At 61.3% G+C, this 22,366-nt stretch carries 20 protein-coding genes; 15 read left to right on the top strand and 5 right to left on the bottom strand.

The annotated features are described in order from the left end of the window. The first annotated feature begins 116 nt into the window (after nt 1-116). The 5 genes from G8E03_RS15860 (at nt 117) to G8E03_RS15840 (ending at nt 5,074) form a co-directional block, all read left to right on the top strand. Nucleotides 117-1,079, top strand: coding sequence for an ABC transporter substrate-binding protein (locus G8E03_RS15860; protein ID WP_166194864.1), 963 nt, complete (start codon nt 117-119; stop codon nt 1,077-1,079). A 232-nt stretch (nt 1,080-1,311) separates the two neighbouring features. Further along, nucleotides 1,312-2,361: an ABC transporter permease gene (locus tag G8E03_RS15855; RefSeq protein WP_166194861.1), complete on the top strand. Its 1,050-nt coding sequence runs from the start codon at nt 1,312-1,314 to the stop codon at nt 2,359-2,361. A gap of 4 nt (nt 2,362-2,365) precedes the next feature. Continuing rightward, nucleotides 2,366-3,430: a quaternary amine ABC transporter ATP-binding protein gene (locus tag G8E03_RS15850; RefSeq protein WP_166194858.1), complete on the top strand. Its 1,065-nt coding sequence runs from the start codon at nt 2,366-2,368 to the stop codon at nt 3,428-3,430. Nucleotides 3,431-3,516: 86 nt separating this feature from the next. Further along, on the top strand, nt 3,517-4,206 hold the full coding sequence (locus G8E03_RS15845; RefSeq protein ID WP_166194855.1) for a class I SAM-dependent methyltransferase: 690 nt from the start codon (nt 3,517-3,519) through the stop codon (nt 4,204-4,206). A gap of 19 nt (nt 4,207-4,225) precedes the next feature. Next, nucleotides 4,226-5,074: a glycosyltransferase gene (locus tag G8E03_RS15840; protein WP_166194852.1), complete on the top strand. Its 849-nt coding sequence runs from the start codon at nt 4,226-4,228 to the stop codon at nt 5,072-5,074. Nucleotides 5,075-5,078: 4 nt separating this feature from the next. Here the strand turns inward: G8E03_RS15840 and G8E03_RS15835 are convergent, their stop codons facing one another. Genes G8E03_RS15835 through G8E03_RS15820 form a run of 4 tightly spaced genes read right to left on the bottom strand, consistent with a single transcriptional unit; the run spans nt 5,079 to nt 10,961 of the window. Further along, nucleotides 5,079-6,008 carry a glycosyltransferase family protein gene (locus G8E03_RS15835; RefSeq protein WP_166194849.1) on the bottom strand — a complete coding sequence of 310 codons (930 nt, stop codon included), beginning with the start codon at nt 6,006-6,008 and terminating at the stop codon, nt 5,079-5,081. Beyond that, nucleotides 6,001-6,702, bottom strand: a complete 702-nt coding sequence (locus G8E03_RS15830) for a class I SAM-dependent methyltransferase (protein ID WP_166194846.1) — start codon at nt 6,700-6,702, stop codon at nt 6,001-6,003. The genes G8E03_RS15835 and G8E03_RS15830 overlap by 8 nt, the downstream gene beginning before the upstream one ends. Before the next feature lie 42 nt (nt 6,703-6,744). Next, nucleotides 6,745-10,092: a glycosyltransferase family 2 protein gene (locus G8E03_RS15825; protein ID WP_166194843.1), complete on the bottom strand. Its 3,348-nt coding sequence runs from the start codon at nt 10,090-10,092 to the stop codon at nt 6,745-6,747. Further along, entirely contained in the window at nt 10,092-10,961 is an 870-nt protein-coding gene (locus tag G8E03_RS15820) for a glycosyltransferase family 32 protein (protein ID WP_166194840.1), read from the bottom strand. The genes G8E03_RS15825 and G8E03_RS15820 overlap by 1 nt, the downstream gene beginning before the upstream one ends. Before the next feature lie 229 nt (nt 10,962-11,190). Here G8E03_RS15820 and G8E03_RS15815 point away from each other — a divergent pair, with 229 nt between their 5' ends. From G8E03_RS15815 to G8E03_RS15775, 9 genes are all read left to right on the top strand, one after another. Then, nucleotides 11,191-12,402, top strand: coding sequence for a glycosyltransferase family 2 protein (locus G8E03_RS15815; protein ID WP_166194837.1), 1,212 nt, complete (start codon nt 11,191-11,193; stop codon nt 12,400-12,402). Between the two features lie 116 nt (nt 12,403-12,518). After that, entirely contained in the window at nt 12,519-13,718 is a 1,200-nt protein-coding gene (locus G8E03_RS15810) for a GSCFA domain-containing protein (protein ID WP_166194834.1), read from the top strand. 43 nt (nt 13,719-13,761) lie between these two features. Continuing rightward, the gene (locus G8E03_RS15805; protein ID WP_166194832.1) at nt 13,762-13,995 is read left to right on the top strand and encodes an acyl carrier protein; all 234 of its coding nucleotides are present in this window, start codon (nt 13,762-13,764) and stop codon (nt 13,993-13,995) included. Between the two features lie 8 nt (nt 13,996-14,003). Further along, nucleotides 14,004-14,951, top strand: coding sequence for an LbetaH domain-containing protein (locus G8E03_RS15800; protein WP_166194829.1), 948 nt, complete (start codon nt 14,004-14,006; stop codon nt 14,949-14,951). Next, nucleotides 14,948-15,559 carry a hypothetical protein gene (locus G8E03_RS15795; protein WP_185804941.1) on the top strand — a complete coding sequence of 204 codons (612 nt, stop codon included), beginning with the start codon at nt 14,948-14,950 and terminating at the stop codon, nt 15,557-15,559. The genes G8E03_RS15800 and G8E03_RS15795 overlap by 4 nt, the downstream gene beginning before the upstream one ends. Then, a complete protein-coding gene (locus G8E03_RS15790) occupies nt 15,556-16,500 on the top strand; it encodes a ketoacyl-ACP synthase III (protein ID WP_166194823.1) in 945 nt (314 codons plus the stop codon). Before G8E03_RS15795 ends, G8E03_RS15790 begins: the two co-directional genes overlap by 4 nt. Further along, entirely contained in the window at nt 16,490-16,918 is a 429-nt protein-coding gene (locus tag G8E03_RS15785; RefSeq protein ID WP_166194820.1) for a sugar 3,4-ketoisomerase, read from the top strand. The genes G8E03_RS15790 and G8E03_RS15785 overlap by 11 nt, the downstream gene beginning before the upstream one ends. Further along, nucleotides 16,915-18,039 (top strand): DegT/DnrJ/EryC1/StrS family aminotransferase, encoded by a 1,125-nt coding sequence (locus G8E03_RS15780; protein WP_166194817.1) that lies wholly within the window; start codon nt 16,915-16,917, stop codon nt 18,037-18,039. Before G8E03_RS15785 ends, G8E03_RS15780 begins: the two co-directional genes overlap by 4 nt. A 136-nt stretch (nt 18,040-18,175) precedes the next feature. Further along, the gene (locus tag G8E03_RS15775) at nt 18,176-18,907 is read left to right on the top strand and encodes a LysM peptidoglycan-binding domain-containing protein (protein ID WP_166194814.1); all 732 of its coding nucleotides are present in this window, start codon (nt 18,176-18,178) and stop codon (nt 18,905-18,907) included. A gap of 22 nt (nt 18,908-18,929) precedes the next feature. Here G8E03_RS15775 and G8E03_RS15770 read toward each other — a convergent pair whose 3' ends face one another. Beyond that, nucleotides 18,930-20,297 carry a phosphohexomutase domain-containing protein gene (locus G8E03_RS15770; RefSeq protein ID WP_166194811.1) on the bottom strand — a complete coding sequence of 456 codons (1,368 nt, stop codon included), beginning with the start codon at nt 20,295-20,297 and terminating at the stop codon, nt 18,930-18,932. A gap of 281 nt (nt 20,298-20,578) precedes the next feature. On the opposite strand from G8E03_RS15770, the gene G8E03_RS15765 reads away from it, so the two are divergent. Then, complete coding sequence (locus G8E03_RS15765; protein ID WP_166194808.1) at nt 20,579-22,285, top strand: bifunctional sulfate adenylyltransferase/adenylylsulfate kinase; 1,707 nt, start codon at nt 20,579-20,581, stop codon at nt 22,283-22,285. Nucleotides 22,286-22,366: the final 81 nt, after the last annotated feature.

The raw sequence follows: 22,366 nt of genomic DNA, 5'->3' as shown, positions 1-22,366 counted from the left end.
GGGAAAAAGGGTTGCAAACCACCCCCTATTGTTCTCTGATTTGCGCCACACTTGAAAATTGCCGTCGGGGGCCGATAAACGGGGCCGGCGAGATTAAAAACAAACAGGGAATTCAGATGAAAAAGATCATTCTGGCCGCATCGTTCGGCCTGGCCATGCCCACACTCGCGGCGGCGCAGGACTGCGGTGAAGTTTCGATTACCGAGATGAACTGGGCGTCCTCCGCCGTGGTTACGCATGTGTCCAAGTTCCTGATGGAGCAGGGCTATGGCTGCGATGTCACGACCGTGCCCTCGGCCACCGTGACTTCGCTGGCCTCCGTTTCCGAGACGGGCAAGCCGGACATCATCACCGAATTGTGGATCAACGGCACCCCGGCCTATGGCGAGTTGTCCGAGGCGGGCCGCATCGTGACGCTGGGCGACGTGCTGTCGGATGGCGGTGAGGAAGGCTGGTGGATCCCCACCTATCTGGTCGAGGAGCATCCCGAGCTGGCAACGCTCGAAGGTGTGCAGGCCAATGCCGATCTGCTCGACAACCGTTTCCACAACTGCCCCGACGGCTGGGGCTGCAAGAACACCAATGCCGCGCTGGTCGAGGCGGCGGAGCTGGAGGCCCACGGCTACGAGATCTTCCAGCACGGTTCGGGTGAGACGATGGCGACCTCCATCGCCTCGGCCTTCGAGAACCAGGAGCCGTGGCTTGGCTATTACTGGGCGCCGACCTCGGTTCTGGGCAAGTACGACATGACCATGGTGGATCTGGGCCCCTATGACGAGGAAATCCACACCTGCAACTCGAACCCCGAATGCGAGGAGGTCGGCCTGTCGTCCTATCCGGTCGGCCCCGTCAAGACGATCGTGACCACCACGTTCCAGGATGAACACCCCGAGGTTGCCGAGCTGATGTCCAAGGTGTCGTTCACCAACGCACAGATGGGCGAACTGCTGGCATGGCAGGAGGAGAACAACGCCTCCGCCGAGGAAACCGCCGTCTACTTCATCACCACTGGCAGCGACACCTGGTCCGAGTGGCTGAACGATGACGCGCGCGAGAAGCTCGCCGCCTTCATCCAGTAAATCCATTCAAGGCCCCTGCTAATCGCGGGGGCCTTTCGACCATCACGCGCAGGGGCCCGGCATCGACGGGGCTTTTTGCGTATCCACCGGGTCGCGGATCGGCTTCGCGTTACCGTAAGAAATCGCGAACCTGCCTTCGCGTACTGCAAAAACCGCGAACTTGCCTTCGCGTAGTCACAAATCGCGGATCAGCTTCGCGTATCAACAAAATCGCGAACGGAACGGACGGGACATGGCCTTCTACGACGGATTGATCGAGACGCTCGGCCTCAGCAACTGGTGCGGAGAAGCGGATGCAGGCGGGGGCGGGCCGGTCACCATGGCCGAACTGCTGGCGCGCGCCAATGGCGGGGGCGCCGGTGCGCCCGAACCCGACGTGCCCCTGCTGGAGACGCCGTTCCCCTCGCTCGACACGCTGCACCGCTCCTGCGATGCGATCCCGCGGACCCGCGACATGACCGAGGCGGTCGAACAGGGTTTCCTCAACATCAAGGACGGGCTGAAATTCGTGCTCGACCCGCTGACCACGCCGCTTGGCTGGTTGCTGGATGCCTCGCTGGATCTGTTTCAGGCGACGCCCTGGTTCATCATGATCCCGCTGCTGATGCTGCTGACCTGGGTCACAGCCCGGTCGGTGGGCGTGCTGGTGCTGGTGACGCTGTCCTTCCTGTTCATGGCGTTCATCGACCATTACAACGAGGCGATCCAGACGCTGTCGATCATCTTCGTCTGTACGATCTTCAGCGTGGTTCTGGGCGTGCCCATCGGCATTGCCATGTCGAAAAGCAACACGATGCAGCGCATCGCCATTCCCATTCTGGACATGCTGCAAACGCTGCCGACCTTCGTCTATCTGATCCCGCTGATCTTCCTGTTCTCGGTGACGGAGAGCAAGCTCTACGGCATTGCCATCATCCTCTATGCCATCGTGCCGGTGATCCGCCTGACCGATCTGGGCATCCGGCTGGTGGACAAGGACGTGATCGAGGCGGCGGATGCCTTCGGCATGTCGAACTGGCAGAAACTGACGGGCGTGCAGGTGCCGCTGGCCCTGCCCAACATCATGGCCGGCATCAACCAGACCATCATGATGAGCCTGGCGATGGTGGTGATCGCCTCGCTGGTCTCGGCTCCGGGTCTGGGGCGTCTGGTCCTGCGCGGCATCAACAACCTGGAACTGGGCGTCGGTCTGGTGGCGGGTTTCTGTATCGTGCTGCTGGCGGTCCTGCTGGACCGGGCCACCAAGGCGGCGCTTGGCCGCATCAATTCGAGCGAGCAGTGAGACCATGACAGAGCAAAACAACATCAAGGTCTCGATCCGGAACCTGTACAAGATCTTCGGCACCGATCCGCAGGCCGCACTGGAACATGTGCGCGGCGGTCTGGGAAAGCCGGAATTGCTGGAACAGCACGGGCATGTGCTGGGCTTGCAGGATATCAATGTCGACATCCGCGCGGGTGAGATCACGGTCATCATGGGGCTGTCCGGGTCGGGAAAATCCACGCTGATCCGCCACCTGAACCGTCTGATCGAACCCACCGCGGGTGAGATCCTCGTCAATGGCGAGGACGTGCTGGCCTACGATGCGACCAAGCTGGATGCCCTGCGCCAGAACACCATGTCGATGGTCTTCCAGAAATTCGCGCTGTTCCCGCACCGCACGGTTCTGGAAAATGCCGGCATGGCCCGGCGCGTGCGCGGCGAAAACGCCAAGGCGGCGGACAAGGAGGGGCAAAAGTGGCTCGACCGGGTCGGGCTCTCCGGCTATGGCGGGCATTATCCCAACCAGCTGTCGGGTGGCATGCAGCAGCGCGTGGGCATTGCGCGCGCGCTAGCCTCGGACAGTGAGATCATGCTGATGGATGAGGCGTTTTCCGCGCTCGACCCGCTGATCCGCACCGATATGCAGGACCTGCTGCTGGAATTGCAGCGCGAATTGCACAAGACCATCATCTTCATCACGCATGACCTGGATGAGGCGCTGAAGCTGGCGGATCATCTGGTGATCCTCAAGGACGGCGCCGTCGTCCAGCAGGGTGAACCGCAGGAAATCCTGCTGCATCCCAACGATCCCTACATCATGGACTTCATCGCCGACATCAACCGCGCGCGCGTGCTGCGCGTCCGCTCGGTGATGGAGGTGACGACCGATCCGGGCACCAATATCGCAGGCGACGTCGATGCCAATTCCAACCTGGAACGGGTGATCGCGCTGTCCGAGGGGGACACCAACCTCAACTACCGCGTGATGGAGGACGGCGCGCAAGTCGGCCTGCTGCACATGCGCGACCTGGTGCGCGCCTTGGTCCCGGTGGAGGCATCCGATCCGGCCCGCAGGCTGGCGTCGTAGTACAAGAACTTCAGTTATCGTTTCGATCTGTTATGTATCTTAGGAACGACAGATGCGTTCTGTATTACAATTACGGATGAAACGGCATGAGCACCCTTTCCAGCGGGCCGAACCTAACCGATCTGGCCGATAAGTACGGGTCGGACAAGGGATCGGGAAAGCACCGCTATACCGAGCTGTACCACATGCTCTTCTCCCCGTTTCGCAATCGAAAGATCACCTTTCTGGAAATGGGCCTGCTGATCGGCGGGCCCGAGCATGGCAAGGACGCGGACCGCCAGACGACCGACCTGCCCTCGATCCGCATGTGGCTGGACTATTTCACCAAGGCGCGGATCGTGGGGCTGGATGTCTCTGATTTCTCGTGGTTTGAACATGACCGGTTCGATTTCGTGCGCTGCGACATGGACGATCGGGCGAATATCAACGAGGCGATCGGGCGGATCGGTGCCCCTGATATCGTGATCGACGACGCGTCCCATGCCTCGCATCACCAGCAGAACGCGTTTCTGGAGATCTTCCCGCTGCTGCCATCGGGGGGGCTGTATATTATCGAAGATCTGCGCTGGCAGCCGCCGCCCTATGAAAAGGCTGGCATCACCAAAACAGCGGCCCTGTTTCAAAGCTGGCTGCATCAGCGCACCTTTGAACATTCCGACCCCACCGTGGCGGAACAGTTCAACGCACTGGCACCGGATATTTCAGGCTGCTTTGTGTTTCAGGCCGGCTATAAAAAGGCCCGCCGCGATCAGGTCGCAGTGATCCACAAACGCTAATTCCGAAAAGGCTCGCACCATGAGCACTGATATCGACGTGACCTGCGTGGTTCTGGCCTATCGTCAGGAGGGCATCGTCGCGGAAGCGATTGCCTCAATCTTTGCGCAGGAATTTGACGGGCGCATGGAAATTCTGCTGTCGGATGATTGCTCGCCCGATGGCACCTTTGATGTGATGCAACGCATGGCGGCGGAATATGACGGGCCGCATCAGATCACGCTGAACCGGAACGCCGAAAACCTTGGCGCGATTTTCCACGTGAACCGCGTGTTCGAGCTGGCCCGCGGTGATCTGATCGTTGTGAATTCCGGCGATGATATCTCCACGCCCAACCGCGCGGCGCGCCTGTATGAATGCTTTACTGCGGATGAGGTCCGCCCGCTCATGATCCATTCCGCCATGGATATCATCCGGCTGGACGGCACACCGACAGGCCAACGGTTCGATGTGAATGACCGGATCGCCAAGATGGGACCGCATCAGGCGGCCATTGCGGCGGTGGGGTGTTATGGCGCCAGTTGCGCGTGGAACAAGGAAATGTTCGAGATTTACGGCCCGATGACCGAGGCTGGCAGCTATGGCGATCTGGTCTCGACCTATCGCGCAAAACTGTTGGGCCGCTTGGCCCATGTTGACGAACCACTGGTCCTGTACCGCGAGGGCGGCGTTTCGGACGTTGCACAACTTTCAGCCGAGCAACGCGAAGCCTATAAAATCAAGCGTCAGGAAATTCAGCTCTCCGTATTACGCCAACGATTACTGGACACACGCACCGCGGCCGCAGGACGACGACAGTTGATTAAGCGTCTGAAATCGCGGATCGCCGAGGTGAATAGGCTGGTCATCACGTCAAAGGCGCAAGCCTGAGCGATCACCCCCGCGCCTGAACCGCCCGCGCCCAATTCTCGATCGTGACGGCGCGTGCGGCAAAGGAATGCTCCTGCCGCACGGTTTCGGCAAAAGCGCGACGTTCTGCACGGCGCTCTGGCCCCTCAGCCAATGCGGCCTCGGCCCCCTCGCGAAAACTCGCCTCGTCCTTGAACGTATAGACCCACGGTTCCAGCGCGGCAGGCAGGCCCGCAACCTTGTCCGACAGCAGCGGCGCGCCGCAGGCCAGCACGTCAAACACGCGGTTCGATACCAGCCCATTGGCCCGCATATCGCGCCAGTGATCGTTCAGCACCACGCCAGCGCCCGAATAATGCTGCCCTAACGTGCCATTGGGCAAAAACTGCCCCTGTAGGAACGGCGCGAACCGCTCATGCTCGACCCAACCCTTGCCCCACAGCTTCACGTCGTAGCCGCAGCGCTGCGCCATATCCAGCGAGGGCCGCCCGCCCCGTCGGTTCACCCCGACAAACAGCATCGAGCCATCGGATTCCACTTCATAGGGGCGCATAATTTCAGGGTCAGTGGCCTGTAGCAGTTGCGAAACACGCCCCCGTCCCAGCAAGCGGCGCAGCGCACGCTGTCCCCGACCCGATGCGGTGAAAACGTGGTCATACTCCAACATCTCCTCACCACGCACATTGCCCGGATGCGAGATGATCCACAGCATACTGGTGCGTCCTGCAATGGGTTGAAACCCGCCAAAGCCGCGCAGCACCAGATCAACGCCGCCCGGCGTCGTATCCGCTTGCCAGGTATCGCGGGCATCAATCTCTACGGTATGGCCCCGCGCGCTCAACGCATCCTGTAATGATCGCGCAAAGAAGTAATCGCCCCAACGCTGGGCCCGCACCAGATTAGCGGGCGCAATCTTGAGCCGAATGGAAAGGGGGGATTGATCGGCTTCAGGCATCTTTGTTTGCATCTGCGATATAGGCCGCACTGCTGGCATACTCGAACATGTCATAGAAACGGGTGGCCCCGAAATCCGAGATGTTCAGGTCAATATAGCGCGCCATCAGGTCGTCATAAGCATCATTCAGTACGCGGTTTTGCGGGTCCAGTCCGGTGATCGAAACGATCCCCGTCGGCGCCGCGTCATAAACCGTGATCTGCAAATCAGGGCGCAGCTCCAACAGGATCACCAGAACCTTCCACACATCACCGGTCCACGCACGGCCACGCACATTGGCGCGGTCGCGCTCCGTCATATTTGCATTGAACGGGCAGCAGTCATGCAGGGTCAGCGTGGCCCCCGGCGCGGCATTCCGCTCCGAATTCATGAAGTCGCGCAGCAGGAATTCGAAATGGTGCATTCCATCTAGAAAGCCGAAATCGATCTGGCGGCCCACGGCCTGCAGAAAGCCCGTCTCGAAAAAATCATCGCTGGGCATCTGGAACAGGTGCCCCTGTTGCCCGGGAAAGGTCGTGAAGCGCTTCAGCACAAATGTCGGATCAATCGCGATGAAATCCCCCGCCGCCATGGACAGGGAATTGCCTGTGCGCGACCCGATTTCCAGATATAGCGCGGGTTTCAGCTGTTTGTGCATCGCCTTGAGCAAGGCAAAATACTCAGTCCCCTGTGCGGGGCGGAATTGGTTCGTCACGCTATCTCTCCTGACAAGGTGCTGTTTGCTTTGCGGGCACACTCAATCATCACCGCCCTCCTCAACCTCAGCGACGTAAATCGCATCGGGCAATTCAGGGTCGGTGATGCTGTTATAAAGCGCGAGGTAATCGGGCTGTGCCTTTAGATAGGCGATGCGCGCGCGGTGCCACTCCACCGCTTCGGCGTGCAGGCGACTCAGCTCCGGGTCGGCCTTCAGCTCCGCCAGAACAGGTGCAACACGTTGCGCCATGAACTGCGCGGCGCGGGTATCGGTTTCGGTCGAGTAATTGCGCGCCGTCCAATAGGCCAGGCCCTGATCCTGATCCACATGGTTGATGCGGCCCCGCTCACGCTTGACGAGGAAACTCTCGGCCGAGCGCAGGATATAGTGGTTCAACGTCACCATGTCATAGCCGATGGACGCCTTGCGCGAGAACCATGTCGAATTGCCCATCGATTTTTCAGGCATGATCCGGCCAGATCCGTTGACCCAGCGGATATCGCGGCTCTCGTCCAGATTTAGCGGCCGGTGCACTCCGATCTTGTCCGAGGGGCCAGACGGGCGGGCCATGGATTTGAACCCCCAGCCCAGCCGTGGTCGGGGCAGATATTCCGGCGCACATCGCAAGAATTGTTCGGTTACCGGGCGATCCTCATAGGCATGCACATTGCCATTGCCAAAAAAGCGCCACGTCATCGACACGATATCGGGGTTGTTCATCGCGGCCAACATGCCCTGCATCGTGCCATCGCCCACATGCACATTGACGAATTCATCGCAGTCGATGACCAGATACCAGTCGCTATTGCGTACAATCGGCTGGCGGATCGCATCGTTCAGCGCGCCGCGCTGCGGCTTTTGCCCGCCCTCGCGGTTGAACGGGTTCTCCAGTCGTGTGACCAGCCCCATCTTCGCCAACCGGTCCAGCATCGGGTTGGTCTGGTCGGTGCAATCATTGGTGTAGACGAGGAAATGCTCCGCCCCCACGGCCCTGTGCCATGCGATCCATTCAAGGATGAACGGCGCCTCGTTCTTCATCGAGGTGATGACAACGATATTGTCGTTGGGCAGCGGCACCGCTGGCGCCTCCAGCATCGGATATCGCGGCTGGGTCCGTTCCAGCAGTGCAGCAAGGGCACGGCGGTCATCCTCGCCCAGATAGATCGGATCACCGGAAGGCGCGACCCCGGCAGCACGCGCCGCAGGTTGCGAGGATGCTGCCGGTTTTGCCACCGCAGCGGAGGAGGTCACCACGGGTTCGACAGGTTCCTCGGGGATCACATGCGCCAGATGCAGGTCAGACCCCGCAGGCAGCAGCCGGTTCGGGTCTGCCTCCTGCGCCGGTAATGGTACCGGATCGTGCAGCGTATTGGGCAGCGGTCGTTTGATCCGCGCGCCTGCGCTGGCCCATTTCAGAACAGGATCGGGCAGCGCCTGTGGTCCGGCCTCGAAAATCCGGTTGCCGAAATGCGGCGTGACACGGGACAGCCCGTCCATCACCGGCGCGGTAATCGCGGCATGCAGCGCGGCCATATCGGGGCGGCTATGCAACGTCGCAATCCTGGCCCGATGCGCCGCCACGCTGGCCTGATGGGCCGCGGCGATATCGGCATCCGCCATCAGGCGCGCATATTCGGCGCGGGTCGCGGCGAGGCGCGGCATGATCGAGCGTTCTTCAACCACGTTGTGGTTCATGCGGAACCAATAGCCCAGCCCCTGATCCTCGGACACATGATTGACGCGGCCCCGATCCCGTTTGACCAGATAGCTTTCAGCGTCGCGCACGGCGTAGTGGTTCAGACTGACCAGATCATATCCGGCCCAGTCCTTTTGCATACGCCAGCCGCTGTCGCGATATGCCGGCATCATCTGCAAGCCACAGCCCGAGGCCCAGCTGATCTCCGCCTCACGGGCGGGGTCGGGATTTTTCGGCCGGTGGACCGATATCGTCTGCCAGCGCCCGTCATTGCGATACATCGTTTTGAAGCCGAGCGCCTGATAGGGCTTCTTGCACCGCTCGATGGCGGCGCGGTGAAACCGCTCGGTAACGAAAGCATCCTCATACCGGTGCTGTCCGTCATTGCCGAACAACCGCCATGGTATCGAAATCGTATCCACCCCCGGCAGGGCCGCAAACAGCGCGGCCAGCGTGCCGTCGCCGGTGCGGATGTCCATGAACTCATCGACATCCAACGGCATCAGCCAGTCGGCGGCCTGAATCTCGGGGCGTTCCTCCGCGTCCTTGAAGGCGGTGAATTGCGGGTTGCTCATCCCGGCCGTGTCGGGTTTCCACGGGTTGTCAAAACGCGCTGTAACGATGCCCTTCTCAACCAGCAGATCCAGCAAGGCATCCGTCCCGTCCGTGCAATCATTGGTGTAGATAACGAAATCCGTCACCCCGATGGCCCGATTATGCGCAATCCATTCCAGGATGAACGGGCCTTCGTTTTTCATACAGGACAGCACGCAAATCCGCGGGGCTGCGGCCGGCGTCGCGGGGTCGGCCTGTTGCTGCGTGGTAACGATCGGCGCCTTGTCGGCACGATCCTTCCACCGGTCATCCTTGATATGCAAAGCCATGCCATTGGGCAGGTGCCGGCGCGGGTTCACCTCGATCCCGCGCAGGATTTCCCCCACGGGGCACCAATATCGCGGCAAACCCGAAAACGTTTCAGAGATTTCGCGCAACATCTCCGAAGGCCAGATTTGCACGGCCAGCGTGTCCGGCCGGACCAGATCGCCCAGCTTCTCCTTGCGGGACAACAACACGGCACGATCGGCATAGGCCACGGGCGACAGAACATGCACCGGATGGGCGGATGCGATGCGACCACTGGCGCGCAGGACATGGGTCAGGCCAACAGCCCCCAACATGCCCCATGGCAGATACCCCGCCGGCACGGGGTTTCCACGTGAAGCGGCGGCGCGCAGCTCGCCCTGCAAATCATCGTCCAGCCATTCGGGCACCGGCGCAGGGTCCGCGCCCAGCTCGATCAGGGCGGTCAGTTCGGGACTGTCCGCAGGCAGGGCCACGGGATCCGCGCACAGATATTGCGCATCCTGCCAGCCGAACAGATAGCCCTGCGCGTCTGGCACCAGTTCACGCTGCACCATCACACCCGGAGAGACAAAGATCGCCCCCGGTTGGGCGGCAAGGGTAAGCCAGCGCATCCGGTTTGCCACCAGCGACCGGTTCGCGACAGGCACCGTAACGGGGTCAAGCAGGGCATGGGCATCGCGCACCATCACGCCTGCCGGCACGTCGGGGACGGGACCATGCATCCACAACGTCACCGCATGACCCGCGCGTATGCACGAGGCCAGTCCCGCATAACGCAGGTAGTCCAGCGCCCCCCCGGGCCAGTAACTGACAACAGGTGCAGGCATCAGCCCGCCTCGGTCGCGTCTTCGGTATCGGAATAGTCGAACTTGCCATGGCTGGTGATCGGTGCCGCCATCGGGTCGATGCCGTGATGCTTCAGCTTCGCATCCAGCCAGCAATTGACGGGAACCCCGCCATCGTGACGCTTGGCCGAAATGCGCTTGATCCGCCCCCAGATATGCACGGTCCGGGTTTCCGGCGTGATCTGGCGGGCCACCAGGATGGGGCGTTTGAAGAATATCGCGCGATCCGCGAAATGCACTGGATACAGGACAGGTCGGGGCAAGGCGTGCTCGACCTCTCCGGTTTCATGCATGGCCCATGTTACGCCCACCGGCCCCCAGACGCCCCATGGCATCTCACCCGCGTGAATCGGCGTGCCCGCTGCTGCTGCGGCCAGCAACTGCGCGCGGAACTTGCCCGTATAGAAGGCAGGCACCTGATAGGGATCCGCCGTCAGATCCAGCAGCAGCTTCAGGGCCGCGCTTTCCGGTGGCAGTGCCAGAATTGCGCCGTTCAATCGGTTTTCATCGGTCTCAAAGCCAACAATGTAAGGCCCCATGTCCAACGGCTTGACACAATACACATCCGTATCGATCCAGACCGTTCCGGGCGCCTTTACCATCAGGTGAAAGCGGAAAATGTCCGAGAACAGCGCGACCGAGCCGGAGCGTTCATGCGTATAGACATCCGGGTTGGACATGATGTCATTGCCGTCGCAAACCTCCACCCCCTCGGGCACGCCGGTGACCTCCCCGTAAGTGTATAGCGTGGTGGGATGGCCCATTTCGACAAAGGAGGTCAGGCAAAGCTGTTCCAGCCATGTCAGCGATCCACCGATCCACAGGGCGGCAACGCGGGGTAGGTCGGACATGGACATACTTTCTGTGAGAGCGGATTTCCTTTTGTTTTGGCTTGTGTCAGCCTGTTTTTCAATTGGCGATTAGGGTTCGAGGCCCGCCAATCCCCGCAAATGCAATTCATTAGTTACCCTTGCAATGAGTCTGACCGGGGATTGTGCCCAGCGATTGTGACCGGCGATTGTGCCCGGTCCGGCCCCCGCGATAGGGTGGGCCCTGCAACACCCGCAAGAGGACGGCACCATGGCTGGCACAGGACCGCTCATCATCTCGACGATGAAGAATGAAGGGCCCTACATTCTGGAATGGGTCGCCTATCACCGGGCCATCGGATTTGCCGATTTTCTGATCTACACCAATGATTGCGAGGATGGCACGGTTGAGCTGCTCGACCGGCTGACCGAACGCGGTATCGTACAGCATGAGCGCAACAAGGTACTGCGCCGCGGTCCGCACAAGAGCGCGCTCAAGGCCGCGCGCGTCCATCCGGTGACATTGGCGGCGGAATGGATGCTGATATCGGATGTGGATGAGTTCCTGAACATCCATATCGGTGACGGATCGGTTCAGGCGATGCTGGACGCCCTGCCCGACGACACCGACGCGGTGCCCGTCACGTGGAAGCTGTTCACCCATGATGATCAGGTCGCCTTCGAGGATCGCCTGCTGATCGAGCAGTTCACCGACGCCCAGAAATCGCTTGAGGATGGCGGCGTTCCCGATCGTTTCGTCAAGACGATCTTTCGCGGGCAGCACCGCGTCGAGCGGTTCGGCCTTCACCGCCCCGTCGTGGCCGAGGAACATGTCGAGGGCTATACCTCGCGCCACCCTGACGGCGTGATTTTCAACGGAAACATGCGCCATTCCAAGGCAAACACGCATTTCGCCTATGATGCCGCGCAGATCAACCACTACGCCGTGCGTTCGATCGACAGCTATCTGGTCAAACGCGATCGCGGGCGCGCCAACCATGCGGGGCAGGTTCTGGGGGCGGACTACTGGCAACGCATGTGCCTGGGCGGTGAGCGGGACCTGAGCATCCAGCGCCACCTGCCCGCCGTGCAGGCCGGTCTGGCCGAGCTGCGTGCCGATCCCGAAACCGCCCGCTTGCACGATCAGGCCGTAATCTGGCACCGGGACAAGATCGAGGCCCTGCGCCAGCGCCCCGAATTCGCGGCCCTGCATGAGGAGGTCATGGCCCTGGCCAGGGCAGGCGACCACCTGCGCAACTTCGACGATGCACCGATGCCCTTGCGACAGGTAGCACAGGCCGCCCCGGATCCCGAACCCGTTGCGGCCCCTGCGGTCGATGCCGATTCCAGAGCTCGATTGCGCGATCTGGCCGCCCAGATGCGGCCGCTGATCGACCATGTCAGCCCGTCCGATGCGGCCAGCGCGGCCCATAGCCGGCTGGACGAAATTGAACGCGGTCTGTTTGGCAAAACAAGCCGCTAAACCACAGCATGCCATCCGAATACCGCATCGGGTGAGTATTACACTCGCACCACAGGCCCGATCGGCCTATCCTGAGATATTCTCGAGCCGCTGAGACAACGCATGAGGGCACCGCCATGGCAGATAAAGAACGCAAGGCCGCTAAGCTGCAATTTCAGACCACGTCGCGCAGCGGCAAGGAATATCGCACCTGGTTTCGCGGGGAGCATACGAATGTCCAGCCCCATAACCGGCACTTCTTCAAGGCCGGCGCGATCGAGAAATACGTGCTGAAGGGCTGGCAGCCCAAGGAACCCGTAATCGACGTCAACACGCAAGTCACGGCGTTCGGATCCTGCTTTGCCGCCAATATCTCTAACTGGCTGTCCAAGAGAAACTATAACGTTCTCAACAAGTCACCGGATGCCGGCCGCGCCTATGTGGTCGCCTGCGGCGAAGGAATGGTGAACTCCTTCGTCATCCTGCAGCAGTTCGAATGGGCTTGGGAGGGTAAAGTCTTCGATCAGGAACTGTGGCACGGCTACGATACCGAGAGCTATGGCTACGACCCCGAGGTCCAGGCCCAGACCAAGAAGATGTTCGATGAGACCGATGTGTTCATCCTGACCTTCGGGTTGAGCGAAATCTGGTATGACGAACCGACCGGAAACGTCTTCTGGCGCACCATCCCCAAGGATGCCTATGACCCGTCCCGCCACAAGTTCCGCGTCTCCACCGTCGAGGAAAACAAGGCGAACATGCGCAAGATCTACGATCTGATTCGCAAACACCGGCCCGACGCAAAGATCATCTTCACCCTGTCGCCAATCCCGCTGCAGGCCACGTTCCGCGACAATTCGTGCATGACATCCAATGCGGTGTCCAAGGGCGTGCTGCGCGTTGCGATTGATGAGCTGTACCGCGAATTGCGCGATGAGGGTGTGCTGCATTACTGGCCGTCCTATGAACTGGTTACCGATGCGTTCGGCCAACCCTACAAGGATGATCGCCGCCATCCCCGCGACGAGGTTCTCGACTACATCATGATGTTGTTCGAACGCACATGGTGTGTCGACAGCACCTTGGACGAGGGCGAACTGCTGCGTGGTTTCGTCACCGCCGGCGCGGCGGCGGGCATGTTCCCCAGCATCCTCCAGCGGATTTGCGAAGCTCGCAAACCCTTCCGTCTGGAAAAGGTCCTGGCCCGTGAACAGTTGCTGGACGATCCTCAAACGGACAAGGCGCTGCGCGGCCTGCTGAACGTGTTGCTGGAGCACTGGAAAGCCGAAGATGCCTCTGACGAGGAAATGCATGAAGCCCAGACGGGCACCGCCTGATCCTGCCCCCTTCAGTCAACATCCGCGGAATATGGAATAAAACATGAGCGAACTGACATTGACCAGATTGCGTGACCTTCTCAAGGAGGTTTCGCCCGCGCAGGATTGGTCCAGGCTGGAAATGGAAGACAGCCTCAGTGCCGCGGGGCTGGATTCCCTCGACAAGGCGACATTCGTCATGCGGCTGGAGGACGAGACAGGCCAGTCGATCCCTGACGAGGTCTACGAAGACCTCGACACACCGGCCCAAATCCTGAGCCACATCTCGGCTGGCTGAAGGCCAGCATGACCCCAGATGCCCCCCCGCAGGCTGTGCTCGACCCGATCCCGGCGCGGAATTTCAGCCGGTTCGCACAGGTGGTCCGGCCCGGCCGCTTTTGCGCCACAGGCTTTGCCGATCTGGCATCCGTGCAAGGCACGCTAAGCTGTGCGCTGGAACAACGCTATCTGGATCAGGCGGTTGCGAATGCGGCCGTGTCAGCGATTATAACCACGCCGGCCCTCGCGCCCGGCCTGCTGACAGATATCGATGCGGCGGGCCGCGATGATCTGGCCGTGCTTTGCGCGGATGACGCGCAGCGGGCATTCTACCTGATCCACAACGCGCTGATTTCGGATCACGGTCTATGCGCCCCGCTGCGCCCGGGCATCCACCCCGATACGCAGATCGATCCGACCGCCATTGTGGACCCCCATGTTCAAATCGGCTCGCAGGTCAGCATCGCTGCGGGGGCCATGATCGGGCGGGGCACCATCCTCGATGCCGGCGTGCATATCGGACCGGGCGCACTGGTCGGCGTGGATGGACACTTTTCCAAGCGGTTCGGCGGTGAATTACTGCGCATCCGTCATGCTGGCGGCGTTCGGATCGGGGCGCGCAGCCAGGTTCTGGCCGGCGCGATCGTGCAACGCGCCCTGCATTCCGACTTTACCCAAATCGGCACGGACTGCGTAATCGCACCGGGTGCACAGATCGGGCATGGCGTATCCATCGGTGATGGCAGTACCCTGACAGGCGGGGTGATTGTCGCGGGCTATACCCGTATCGGACGCGATGTCTGGATCGGCCCGGGCGCCGTGATCCGCAACCTGACCGAGATCGGCGACAATGCCCGCATCGATATCGGCGCGGTTGTCGCAACCCCCGTGCCTGCGCGCGGACACATGGCGGGGTTCTTTGCCCTGCCCCGCGCCCGTGCACTGCGTATGATGGCAAAATGGATGGCCAAATGATCGTGGAACAACGCCCTGTCACCCTGCCCTTTATCGGCGCGCGCGATTACCTGCACGGGCCGGACCTGTTCTATGCACTGGCCGATTTTCTGGACCTGCCTGCGGATGCGGGACCGCTGAATTACAGCATTCACGACTTTATCCGCACGAACCACGCCCTGCTGGTGCAGGTGGAGCAGGCCGAGCAGATCGACCGCAAGACAATGCCCACCCTGCTAATTGCGCAAACCCCCGACGGGCCGCGTGTTGCCGCCATCGGCCCCGATCCGTCGCAAAGCGGTGCGCGACAGGAACGCCCCTCGGACGAGGCGGAAGTGATTGCCGCCAGCACGCAATCAGAAACCACCATCACAGCGCCCCATCTGGCCGACGTGTCCCCGCTGGAGCAGGCGGTTTTGATGAACAAAGCGCTGCTCAGCACGCTATTGCCCGATCTAGCCGTCAAATGGGCCTTTACCCGCGCGGATTTCACCGCCCCCCTGCCCGCGCGTGCCGCGCAGATACAGGTGGATTGCGAAACACCGCGTCCGGGCAGGTTGTATCGCAGCCGTCTGCACATTGATGGCCATGATTACGGCACCATTTTCTTCTCGGGGATCGCGATATGAACCAGAACACGATCGGTATCGCCGCCATCGGCACGTGGTTGCCGCAGGACGGTGTGAACATGTTGGAACGCCGCGCCGATTTCGGGGTGGAGGAGGATTTCCTCCGCGACAAAACCGGCTTTCTGAACCTGCGCCGCAAACCGGCAGATATGGAAACCTCGGATATGTGCGTCGAGGCGTTTCGTGACCTGCAAACCCGCGCCGAAATCGACCCCGCGCAGGTGGATTGCATCGTGGTCTGCACCCAGAACCCCGACGGGGCCGGCCTGCCCCATACCGGTGCTGCGGTTCATGCCAAGCTGGGTCTGGGTCTGGAATGCGCCGTATTCGACATCTCGCTGGGTTGTTCGGGCTATGTTTACGGGCTGTCGATCATCAGCGCCTTTATGCAGATGAACGGGTTCCGGAACGGGCTGCTGTTCACAGCGGACCCCTATTCCAAGGTGATGGATCCGCAGGACCGCAACACCGCGATCCTGTTTGGTGACGGTGCGACCGTGACCCTGCTCAATGACGCGCCGGTCTGGACAATGGATCATTTCAAGTTCCGCTCGAACGGCAAGGGCCGCGCCGCGATCGCGGTGCGCGATGACGGTGTGCTGAACATGAACGGGCGGGCGGTGTTTACCTTTTGCGCGCGAGAGGTTCCGACCCTGATCCGCGATACGCTGGCCATGGCGGGTCACGCCCAATCGGATATCGACCTGTTCCTGCTGCATCAGGGCAGCAAATACATTGTGGAAACCATCCGCACCGCATTGGGCGAACCGGCCGCGCGCGCGCCCTTTGCGGCGGCGGATATGGGCAATACCGTGTCCTCGACCCTGCCGTTTCTGCTGTCCGATCCGAACCATGCGCAGGCGCAGCGCCTGATGCTGTGCGGCTTTGGCGTCGGGCTGTCATGGGCCGCCTGTATTCTGGAGCGTAGCGATGGTGTTTGATGACGCCAAAAGTTCGCGCTGGAATGTGTTCGAGTTTCCGCGCATCACCGATCCACGCGGTGATCTGACCTTTCTGGAGGGGGGAAATCACATCCCCTTCGACATCGCGCGGGTCTACTATCTGTACAATGTGCCGGTGGATGCGGATCGCGGCGGGCATGGGCACAGGGACCTGCAGCAGGTGATCTTTGCCCTGTCGGGCAGTTTCCGCATCACCTTGGATGATGGCGCCGTGCGTCAGGAATATCTGCTGCGCAATCCACGGCAGGGCCTGTATCTGACCGGCAAGGTCTGGCGCGAGATCGACCTCTTCTCGCAAGGGGCCGTGTGCATGGTCCTGGCCTCTCTGCCCTATGATGAGGCGGATTACCTGCGCGACTACAACGACTTCCTGACCTATGCGCGGAATACGGGATGAAGGTTCCGTTCCTCGACCTTTCGCAGATGGCCGCTGAAATCGGGGATGAGCTGACCCAGGCCGCCGCACGGGTCATCGCCTCGGGCTGGTATATTGGCGGGCCGGAGGTTGAAGCGTTCCAGGCCGAATGGGCCGCGCATTGTGCCGCGGATCATTGCGTGGGCGCGGCAAACGGGCTGGATGCGCTGGTCCTGGGGCTGCGCGCGCTTGGTGTTGGGGCGGGGGATGAGGTGATCGTGCCCTCCAACACCTATATCGCATCATGGCTGGCGATCTCGGCCGTGGGCGCGCATCCGGTGGGGGTGGAGCCTGATCCCGCCACCCACAATATCGACCCGACCCGCATCGCCGCCGCCATCACGCCGCGCACCCGCGCGATCATGCCGGTGCATCTCTACGGGCAACCCTGCGATCTGGACCCGATCCTGACCATCGCCCGATCCAGGGGGCTGGCCGTGATCGAGGATGCCGCACAGGCCCACAGCGCCACCTATCGCGGGCAGCCCATCGGCGCGCATGGTGATCTGGTCTGCTGGAGCTTTTACCCCGGCAAGAATCTCGGCGCGCTTGGCGATGGGGGGGCGGTCACGACGAATAACCCCGATCTGGCCCGTACGATACGCCAGCTAGGCAATTACGGGTCCGAACGTAAATACGAACACACGATGCGCGGCCTGAACAGCCGGCTTGATCCCATTCAGGCGGCGATGTTGCGGGTGAAACTGGCCTATCTGCCCGCATGGACCGATATGCGCCGGGCCCGCGCCGCACAATATATGAACGGGCTGGACGGTGCCGGATTCGGCCTGCCCCATGTCATCGCCGGTGTTGATCCGGTCTGGCATCTATACGTGATCACATCACCGCATCGCGACGATCTGGCAGCACGCTTGACGGATGCGGGAATCGGCACGCTGATCCATTATCCCCACCCGCCCCATATGCAGGGCGCCTATAGCGATCTGGGGCTGGCGCCGGACAGTTTCCCCATTGCGCGCGATCTGTCACGACAGGTGCTCAGCCTGCCAATGGGGCCGTTTCTGAAGCCGGACCAATGCCAGCATGTCATTGATATATTGCGAGAGCTGAATTCGACATATCGGGCAGCCCATCTCGGCTGAATTCCGCCGAGATGCTGCATTGCACCCCTTCGCATCGCCATGGTTTGCAGGGGTGTGACGCCCTGTGGCGCCAATCTGCTTGCAGTACAGCGAACAGACGATAGACAGAAAACTTGTAATACGAGAGGACCCCAGTATGCGCTTCTATCTTATGTCGAGTTATCTTGCCGGTTCGGTGCTGATGGCACAGGCCGCAATGGGCCAAACTGTTACTGTACAGTCAGGCGATTCGCTCTATTCAATTGCACGAACGCAATTGGGCGATGGGACCGCATGGTCCGAGTTGTGCGCCGCAAACAGCGACCTGCTCCGCGGAGATTGCAACCTCCTGACACCCGGCATGGTGCTGACCCTGCCCGGCCAGACAGAGCCCGCCCCCACCCCCGACCCCGTTATGGAGCCTGCACCGGCGCAAACCGCAACACTGGATGCCGTTTTCGATTTCAGTACGCTGGAGGAAGAAATCTTCACCGCGCCGGACGGGTTCAATGTCGATCAGCAAATCCCCGGCGGGCCGGCATTGCTGTCAGGCAATGCTGACCAGGCGACCCCTTCGGGCGCACCGGGCATCTCGCTGGTCATCCCGACCGAGCTGGAGCAAGCCGTCAGCGGTCAGGAAGTCGTGGTCGAGATCCTCGCACGGCTCAGCACGCCGGGCGAGATCGCCATGGCCTATTCCACAAACGAAGTCGGCAATAGCCGCTGGCAGCGTTTTGAACTGGGCACCAACTACGAACGTCTGGAAATGCGTTACGATGTTTCGGAAATGGTGAATGGGAACAATGATTACCTCGGCTTCCTGCCTGACCCGATGAACACGGGGCAGGTTCTGGATATCTCGTTCATCGGCATTTCTGTCGCGGAATAAGAGCCGGTGTTACTGGTCCGGGTCAGCCCCGGATCAGCGCTTCCAACTCAGCAACGCGCGCGGCCAGCAATTCAGCATCGCCGCGCGTTTCCACATTCAGCCGCAACAATGGTTCGGTGTTGGACCGACGCAGGTTGAAGCGCCATTGCGGAAATTCGAGGCTGATCCCGTCCATCTCGTCCCGCCGTTCCTCGGCGCCGGCAAAAACCCCCAATACCCGCGCAGTGGCCGCATCGGCATCGTCCACCTTGAAATTGATCTCGCCCGAGGATGGGAACGCCGCACGCCGCGCCGCGACCAGATCGGCCAGGCTGCGCCCCGTGGCTGACATATGCGCAATGACCAGCAGCGCGGGGATCATGCCGCTGTCGCAATACATGAAGTCGCGGAAGTAATGATGGGCCGACATCTCACCGCCATAAACCGCATCATGTTCGCGCATCACCGCCTTTAAAAAGGCATGGCCGGTGCGCGCCTGCACCGGCTGCCCGCCCGATGCGGTGACAAGGTCGATGGTGTTCCACGTCACGCGCGGATCATGCACGACCTTCGATCCGGGGTTCCGCTCCAGAAAGGCGGCGGCCAGCAGGCCGACCATGTATTCACCCGGCACAAAGCGGCCATCCCCGTCGAAGAAGAAGCAGCGGTCGAAATCCCCGTCCCATGCCAGTGCCAGATCGCAGCCATTGGCCAGAACGGCCTCGCTGGTCACGGGCTGGTTTTCCTCCAGCAGCGGATTCGGGATGCCGTTGGGAAAGGTATGATCCGGCTCGTGATGCATGCGCACCCACTCGATCGGCGCGCCGGCCGTGGTCAGCGCCTCGATAATCGCGTCCAGCGTCGGGCCCGCCGCGCCATTGCCCGCATTGACCAGAACCTTGAGCGGGGCCAGCGCCTTTGGCTCAACAAAGCTCACCACACGCTGCACATATGCGGCACGCGGATCGACCGTGCGCAGCGTGCCGGGGGCTTCGACATCGGGATGCGGGATTTCCGATGCCTCACGCACCGCATCCAGTTCCGCAGGGATCAGCGGGCGCGCGCCTGTCTGAACCAGCTTGATTCCATTGTAATCAATAGGGTTGTGCGAGGCCGTAACGCACAGCCCGCCATCCGCACCCAGATGATCGGTGGCGAAATACACCTCCTCGGTGCCGCACAGCCCGATATCGAGCACATCGACACCGCCCGCGATCAACCCTTCGGCCAGGGCCTGTGCCAATTCGGCCGAGCTTTCGCGGGCATCCCGTCCGATCACCACGGATTTCGGGGTCCGCGCGGCGGCAAATCCCCGCCCGATGGCGCGGGCAATATCCGCATCCAATGTGTCGCCTAGACGACCGCGCACATCATAGGCCTTGAAACAGGTGAGCGACTGGGGATGGTTCATGCAAAGCTCCGGGCAGACGGTGGCACTCTTTTATCCCGATAATTCGTAAAAGAGGAAGCAGGTCGATTGATATATGACACCGTATCGTGAATTTATGAGGGTCAGTAATCTCTCCTGCGCATGTAACAGAGATGATTTTTTCCATCCATCGCCACAATCCGGAAAGCTGTCCCGCCGGAACTTTTACGCATAGCTGGTTTTAATTCGCGACTATTGCGTTTTTTGGGGATTAGCTGCAAATAGCCGCGAGATTTACCGTATATCACAGTGCGAGGGCCCCGATGCAGCCGCAACCACACGCTCCGATTCCAGAACTTTATGTTTCCAATGACAGCGCGGCAAAGCTGCGCGTCGAAGCGGGCGACCTGCCCTCTTGGGATCTGACGCCGCGCCAGGTCTGTGATCTGGAACTTCTGATGAATGGCGGGTTCAACCCTCTCAAGGGCTTCCTGACCGAGGAAGACTATGACGGTGTGGTGGAAAACATGCGTCTGGCCGACGGTTCGCTGTGGCCGATGCCGATCACGCTGGATATCTCCGAAAAGTTCGCGGGCACCATCGAGGAAGGCCAGGACATCGCGCTGCGCGATGCCGAGGGTGTGATCCTCGCCATCCTGAGCGTCACCGACAAGTGGACCCCGAACAAATCGCGTGAGGCGGAGAAGGTCTTCGGCGCCGATGACAGCGCGCATCCGGCGGTCAACTACCTGCACAACCATGCCGGCCCTGTCTATCTGGGCGGACCGATTACCGGCATCCAGCAGCCGGTGCATTACGATTATCGCGGTCGCCGCGACACGCCCAACGAACTGCGGGCCTATTTCCGCAAGATGGGCTGGCGGCGCATCGTGGCGTTCCAGACCCGCAACCCGCTGCACCGCGCGCATCAGGAACTGACCTTCCGCGCCGCCAAGGAAGCGCAGGCCAACCTGCTGATCCATCCCATTGTCGGCCTGACCAAGCCGGGCGACATCGACCACTTCACCCGCGTGCGCTGCTACGAGGCGGTTCTGGACAAGTATCCTCAGGCCACCACCGCGCTCAGCCTGCTCAATCTGGCGATGCGCATGGCCGGCCCACGCGAAGCCGTCTGGCACGGCCTGATCCGCAAGAACCACGGCTGCACCCACTTCATCGTCGGGCGCGACCATGCAGGCCCGGGCAAGAACTCCGCCGGTGAGGATTTCTACGGTCCCTATGACGCGCAGGATCTGTTCCAGCAGCATCAGGAGGAAATCGGCATCGAGATGGTCGATTTCAAACACATGGTCTGGGTCGAGGATCGCGCCGAATACATGCCCGTGAACGAGGTGCCCGAGGGCGCCTCCGTGCTCAACATCTCCGGCACCGAACTGCGCCGCCGCCTTCAGGAAGGGCTGGAGATCCCCGAATGGTTCTCCTTCCCCGAAGTGGTCGAGGAATTGCGCCGCACCAAGCCCGCACGATCCAAGCAGGGCTTCACCGTGTTCCTGACGGGTCTCAGCGGCTCGGGCAAATCCACTATCGCCAACGCCTTGCTGGTCAAGCTGATGGAGATGGGCGGCCGCCCCGTGACGCTGCTGGACGGCGATCTGGTGCGCAAGAACCTGTCGTCGGAGCTGGGCTTTTCCAAGGAGCACCGCGACCTCAACATCCGACGCATCGGTTATGTCGCGTCCGAGATCACCAAGAACGGCGGCATCGCGATCTGCGCTCCCATCGCGCCCTACACCGCGACCCGCCGCGCCGTGCGTGAAGACATCGAAGCCTTCGGCGCCTTTGTCGAGGTGCACGTCGCCACCTCACTGGAGGAATGCGAGCGCCGGGACCGCAAGGGCCTGTACAAGCTGGCGCGTGAGGGCAAGATCAAGGAATTCACCGGCATCTCCGACCCTTACGAGGCACCGGATCACGCTGAGCTGGTGGTAGATACCGAAGGTCTGGACGTGGATTACTGCGCCCACCAGATCCTGCTCAAGCTCGAAGCGATGGGTCTGATCGCGGCCTGAACCGCACGGCCCTCGGCTTCTTTTGTGCCTCAAAGATCCGAGACATTCAAACGTTCAATAAAGACAATTTCGGGGCGCAAA

The sequence above is a fragment of the Pontivivens nitratireducens genome (assembly GCF_011290545.1).
Lineage (GTDB): Bacteria > Pseudomonadota > Alphaproteobacteria > Rhodobacterales > Rhodobacteraceae > Pontivivens > Pontivivens nitratireducens.
Note: the sequence above shows the minus strand (reverse complement) of the source record. Positions and strands in the feature narration are given on the sequence as shown.

Excerpts from the sequence above, each read along its gene's own strand:
- G8E03_RS15790 (WP_166194823.1), top strand. The coding sequence starts at position 15,556 with ATGAACCAGAACACGATCGGTATCGCCGCCATCGGCACGTGGTTGCCG.
- G8E03_RS15825 (WP_166194843.1), bottom strand. The coding sequence starts at position 10,092 with ATGCCTGCACCTGTTGTCAGTTACTGGCCCGGGGGGGCGCTGGACTAC.
- G8E03_RS15780 (WP_166194817.1), top strand. The coding sequence starts at position 16,915 with ATGAAGGTTCCGTTCCTCGACCTTTCGCAGATGGCCGCTGAAATCGGG.
- G8E03_RS15845 (WP_166194855.1), top strand. The coding sequence starts at position 3,517 with ATGAGCACCCTTTCCAGCGGGCCGAACCTAACCGATCTGGCCGATAAG.
- G8E03_RS15820 (WP_166194840.1), bottom strand. The coding sequence starts at position 10,961 with ATGTCCGACCTACCCCGCGTTGCCGCCCTGTGGATCGGTGGATCGCTG.
- G8E03_RS15785 (WP_166194820.1), top strand. The coding sequence starts at position 16,490 with ATGGTGTTTGATGACGCCAAAAGTTCGCGCTGGAATGTGTTCGAGTTT.
- G8E03_RS15815 (WP_166194837.1), top strand. The coding sequence starts at position 11,191 with ATGGCTGGCACAGGACCGCTCATCATCTCGACGATGAAGAATGAAGGG.
- G8E03_RS15805 (WP_166194832.1), top strand. The coding sequence starts at position 13,762 with ATGAGCGAACTGACATTGACCAGATTGCGTGACCTTCTCAAGGAGGTT.
- G8E03_RS15850 (WP_166194858.1), top strand. The coding sequence starts at position 2,366 with ATGACAGAGCAAAACAACATCAAGGTCTCGATCCGGAACCTGTACAAG.
- G8E03_RS15795 (WP_185804941.1), top strand. The coding sequence starts at position 14,948 with ATGATCGTGGAACAACGCCCTGTCACCCTGCCCTTTATCGGCGCGCGC.
- G8E03_RS15810 (WP_166194834.1), top strand. The coding sequence starts at position 12,519 with ATGGCAGATAAAGAACGCAAGGCCGCTAAGCTGCAATTTCAGACCACG.
- G8E03_RS15840 (WP_166194852.1), top strand. The coding sequence starts at position 4,226 with ATGAGCACTGATATCGACGTGACCTGCGTGGTTCTGGCCTATCGTCAG.
- G8E03_RS15835 (WP_166194849.1), bottom strand. The coding sequence starts at position 6,008 with ATGCCTGAAGCCGATCAATCCCCCCTTTCCATTCGGCTCAAGATTGCG.
- G8E03_RS15770 (WP_166194811.1), bottom strand. The coding sequence starts at position 20,297 with ATGAACCATCCCCAGTCGCTCACCTGTTTCAAGGCCTATGATGTGCGC.
- G8E03_RS15765 (WP_166194808.1), top strand. The coding sequence starts at position 20,579 with ATGCAGCCGCAACCACACGCTCCGATTCCAGAACTTTATGTTTCCAAT.
- G8E03_RS15775 (WP_166194814.1), top strand. The coding sequence starts at position 18,176 with ATGCGCTTCTATCTTATGTCGAGTTATCTTGCCGGTTCGGTGCTGATG.
- G8E03_RS15800 (WP_166194829.1), top strand. The coding sequence starts at position 14,004 with ATGACCCCAGATGCCCCCCCGCAGGCTGTGCTCGACCCGATCCCGGCG.
- G8E03_RS15855 (WP_166194861.1), top strand. The coding sequence starts at position 1,312 with ATGGCCTTCTACGACGGATTGATCGAGACGCTCGGCCTCAGCAACTGG.
- G8E03_RS15860 (WP_166194864.1), top strand. The coding sequence starts at position 117 with ATGAAAAAGATCATTCTGGCCGCATCGTTCGGCCTGGCCATGCCCACA.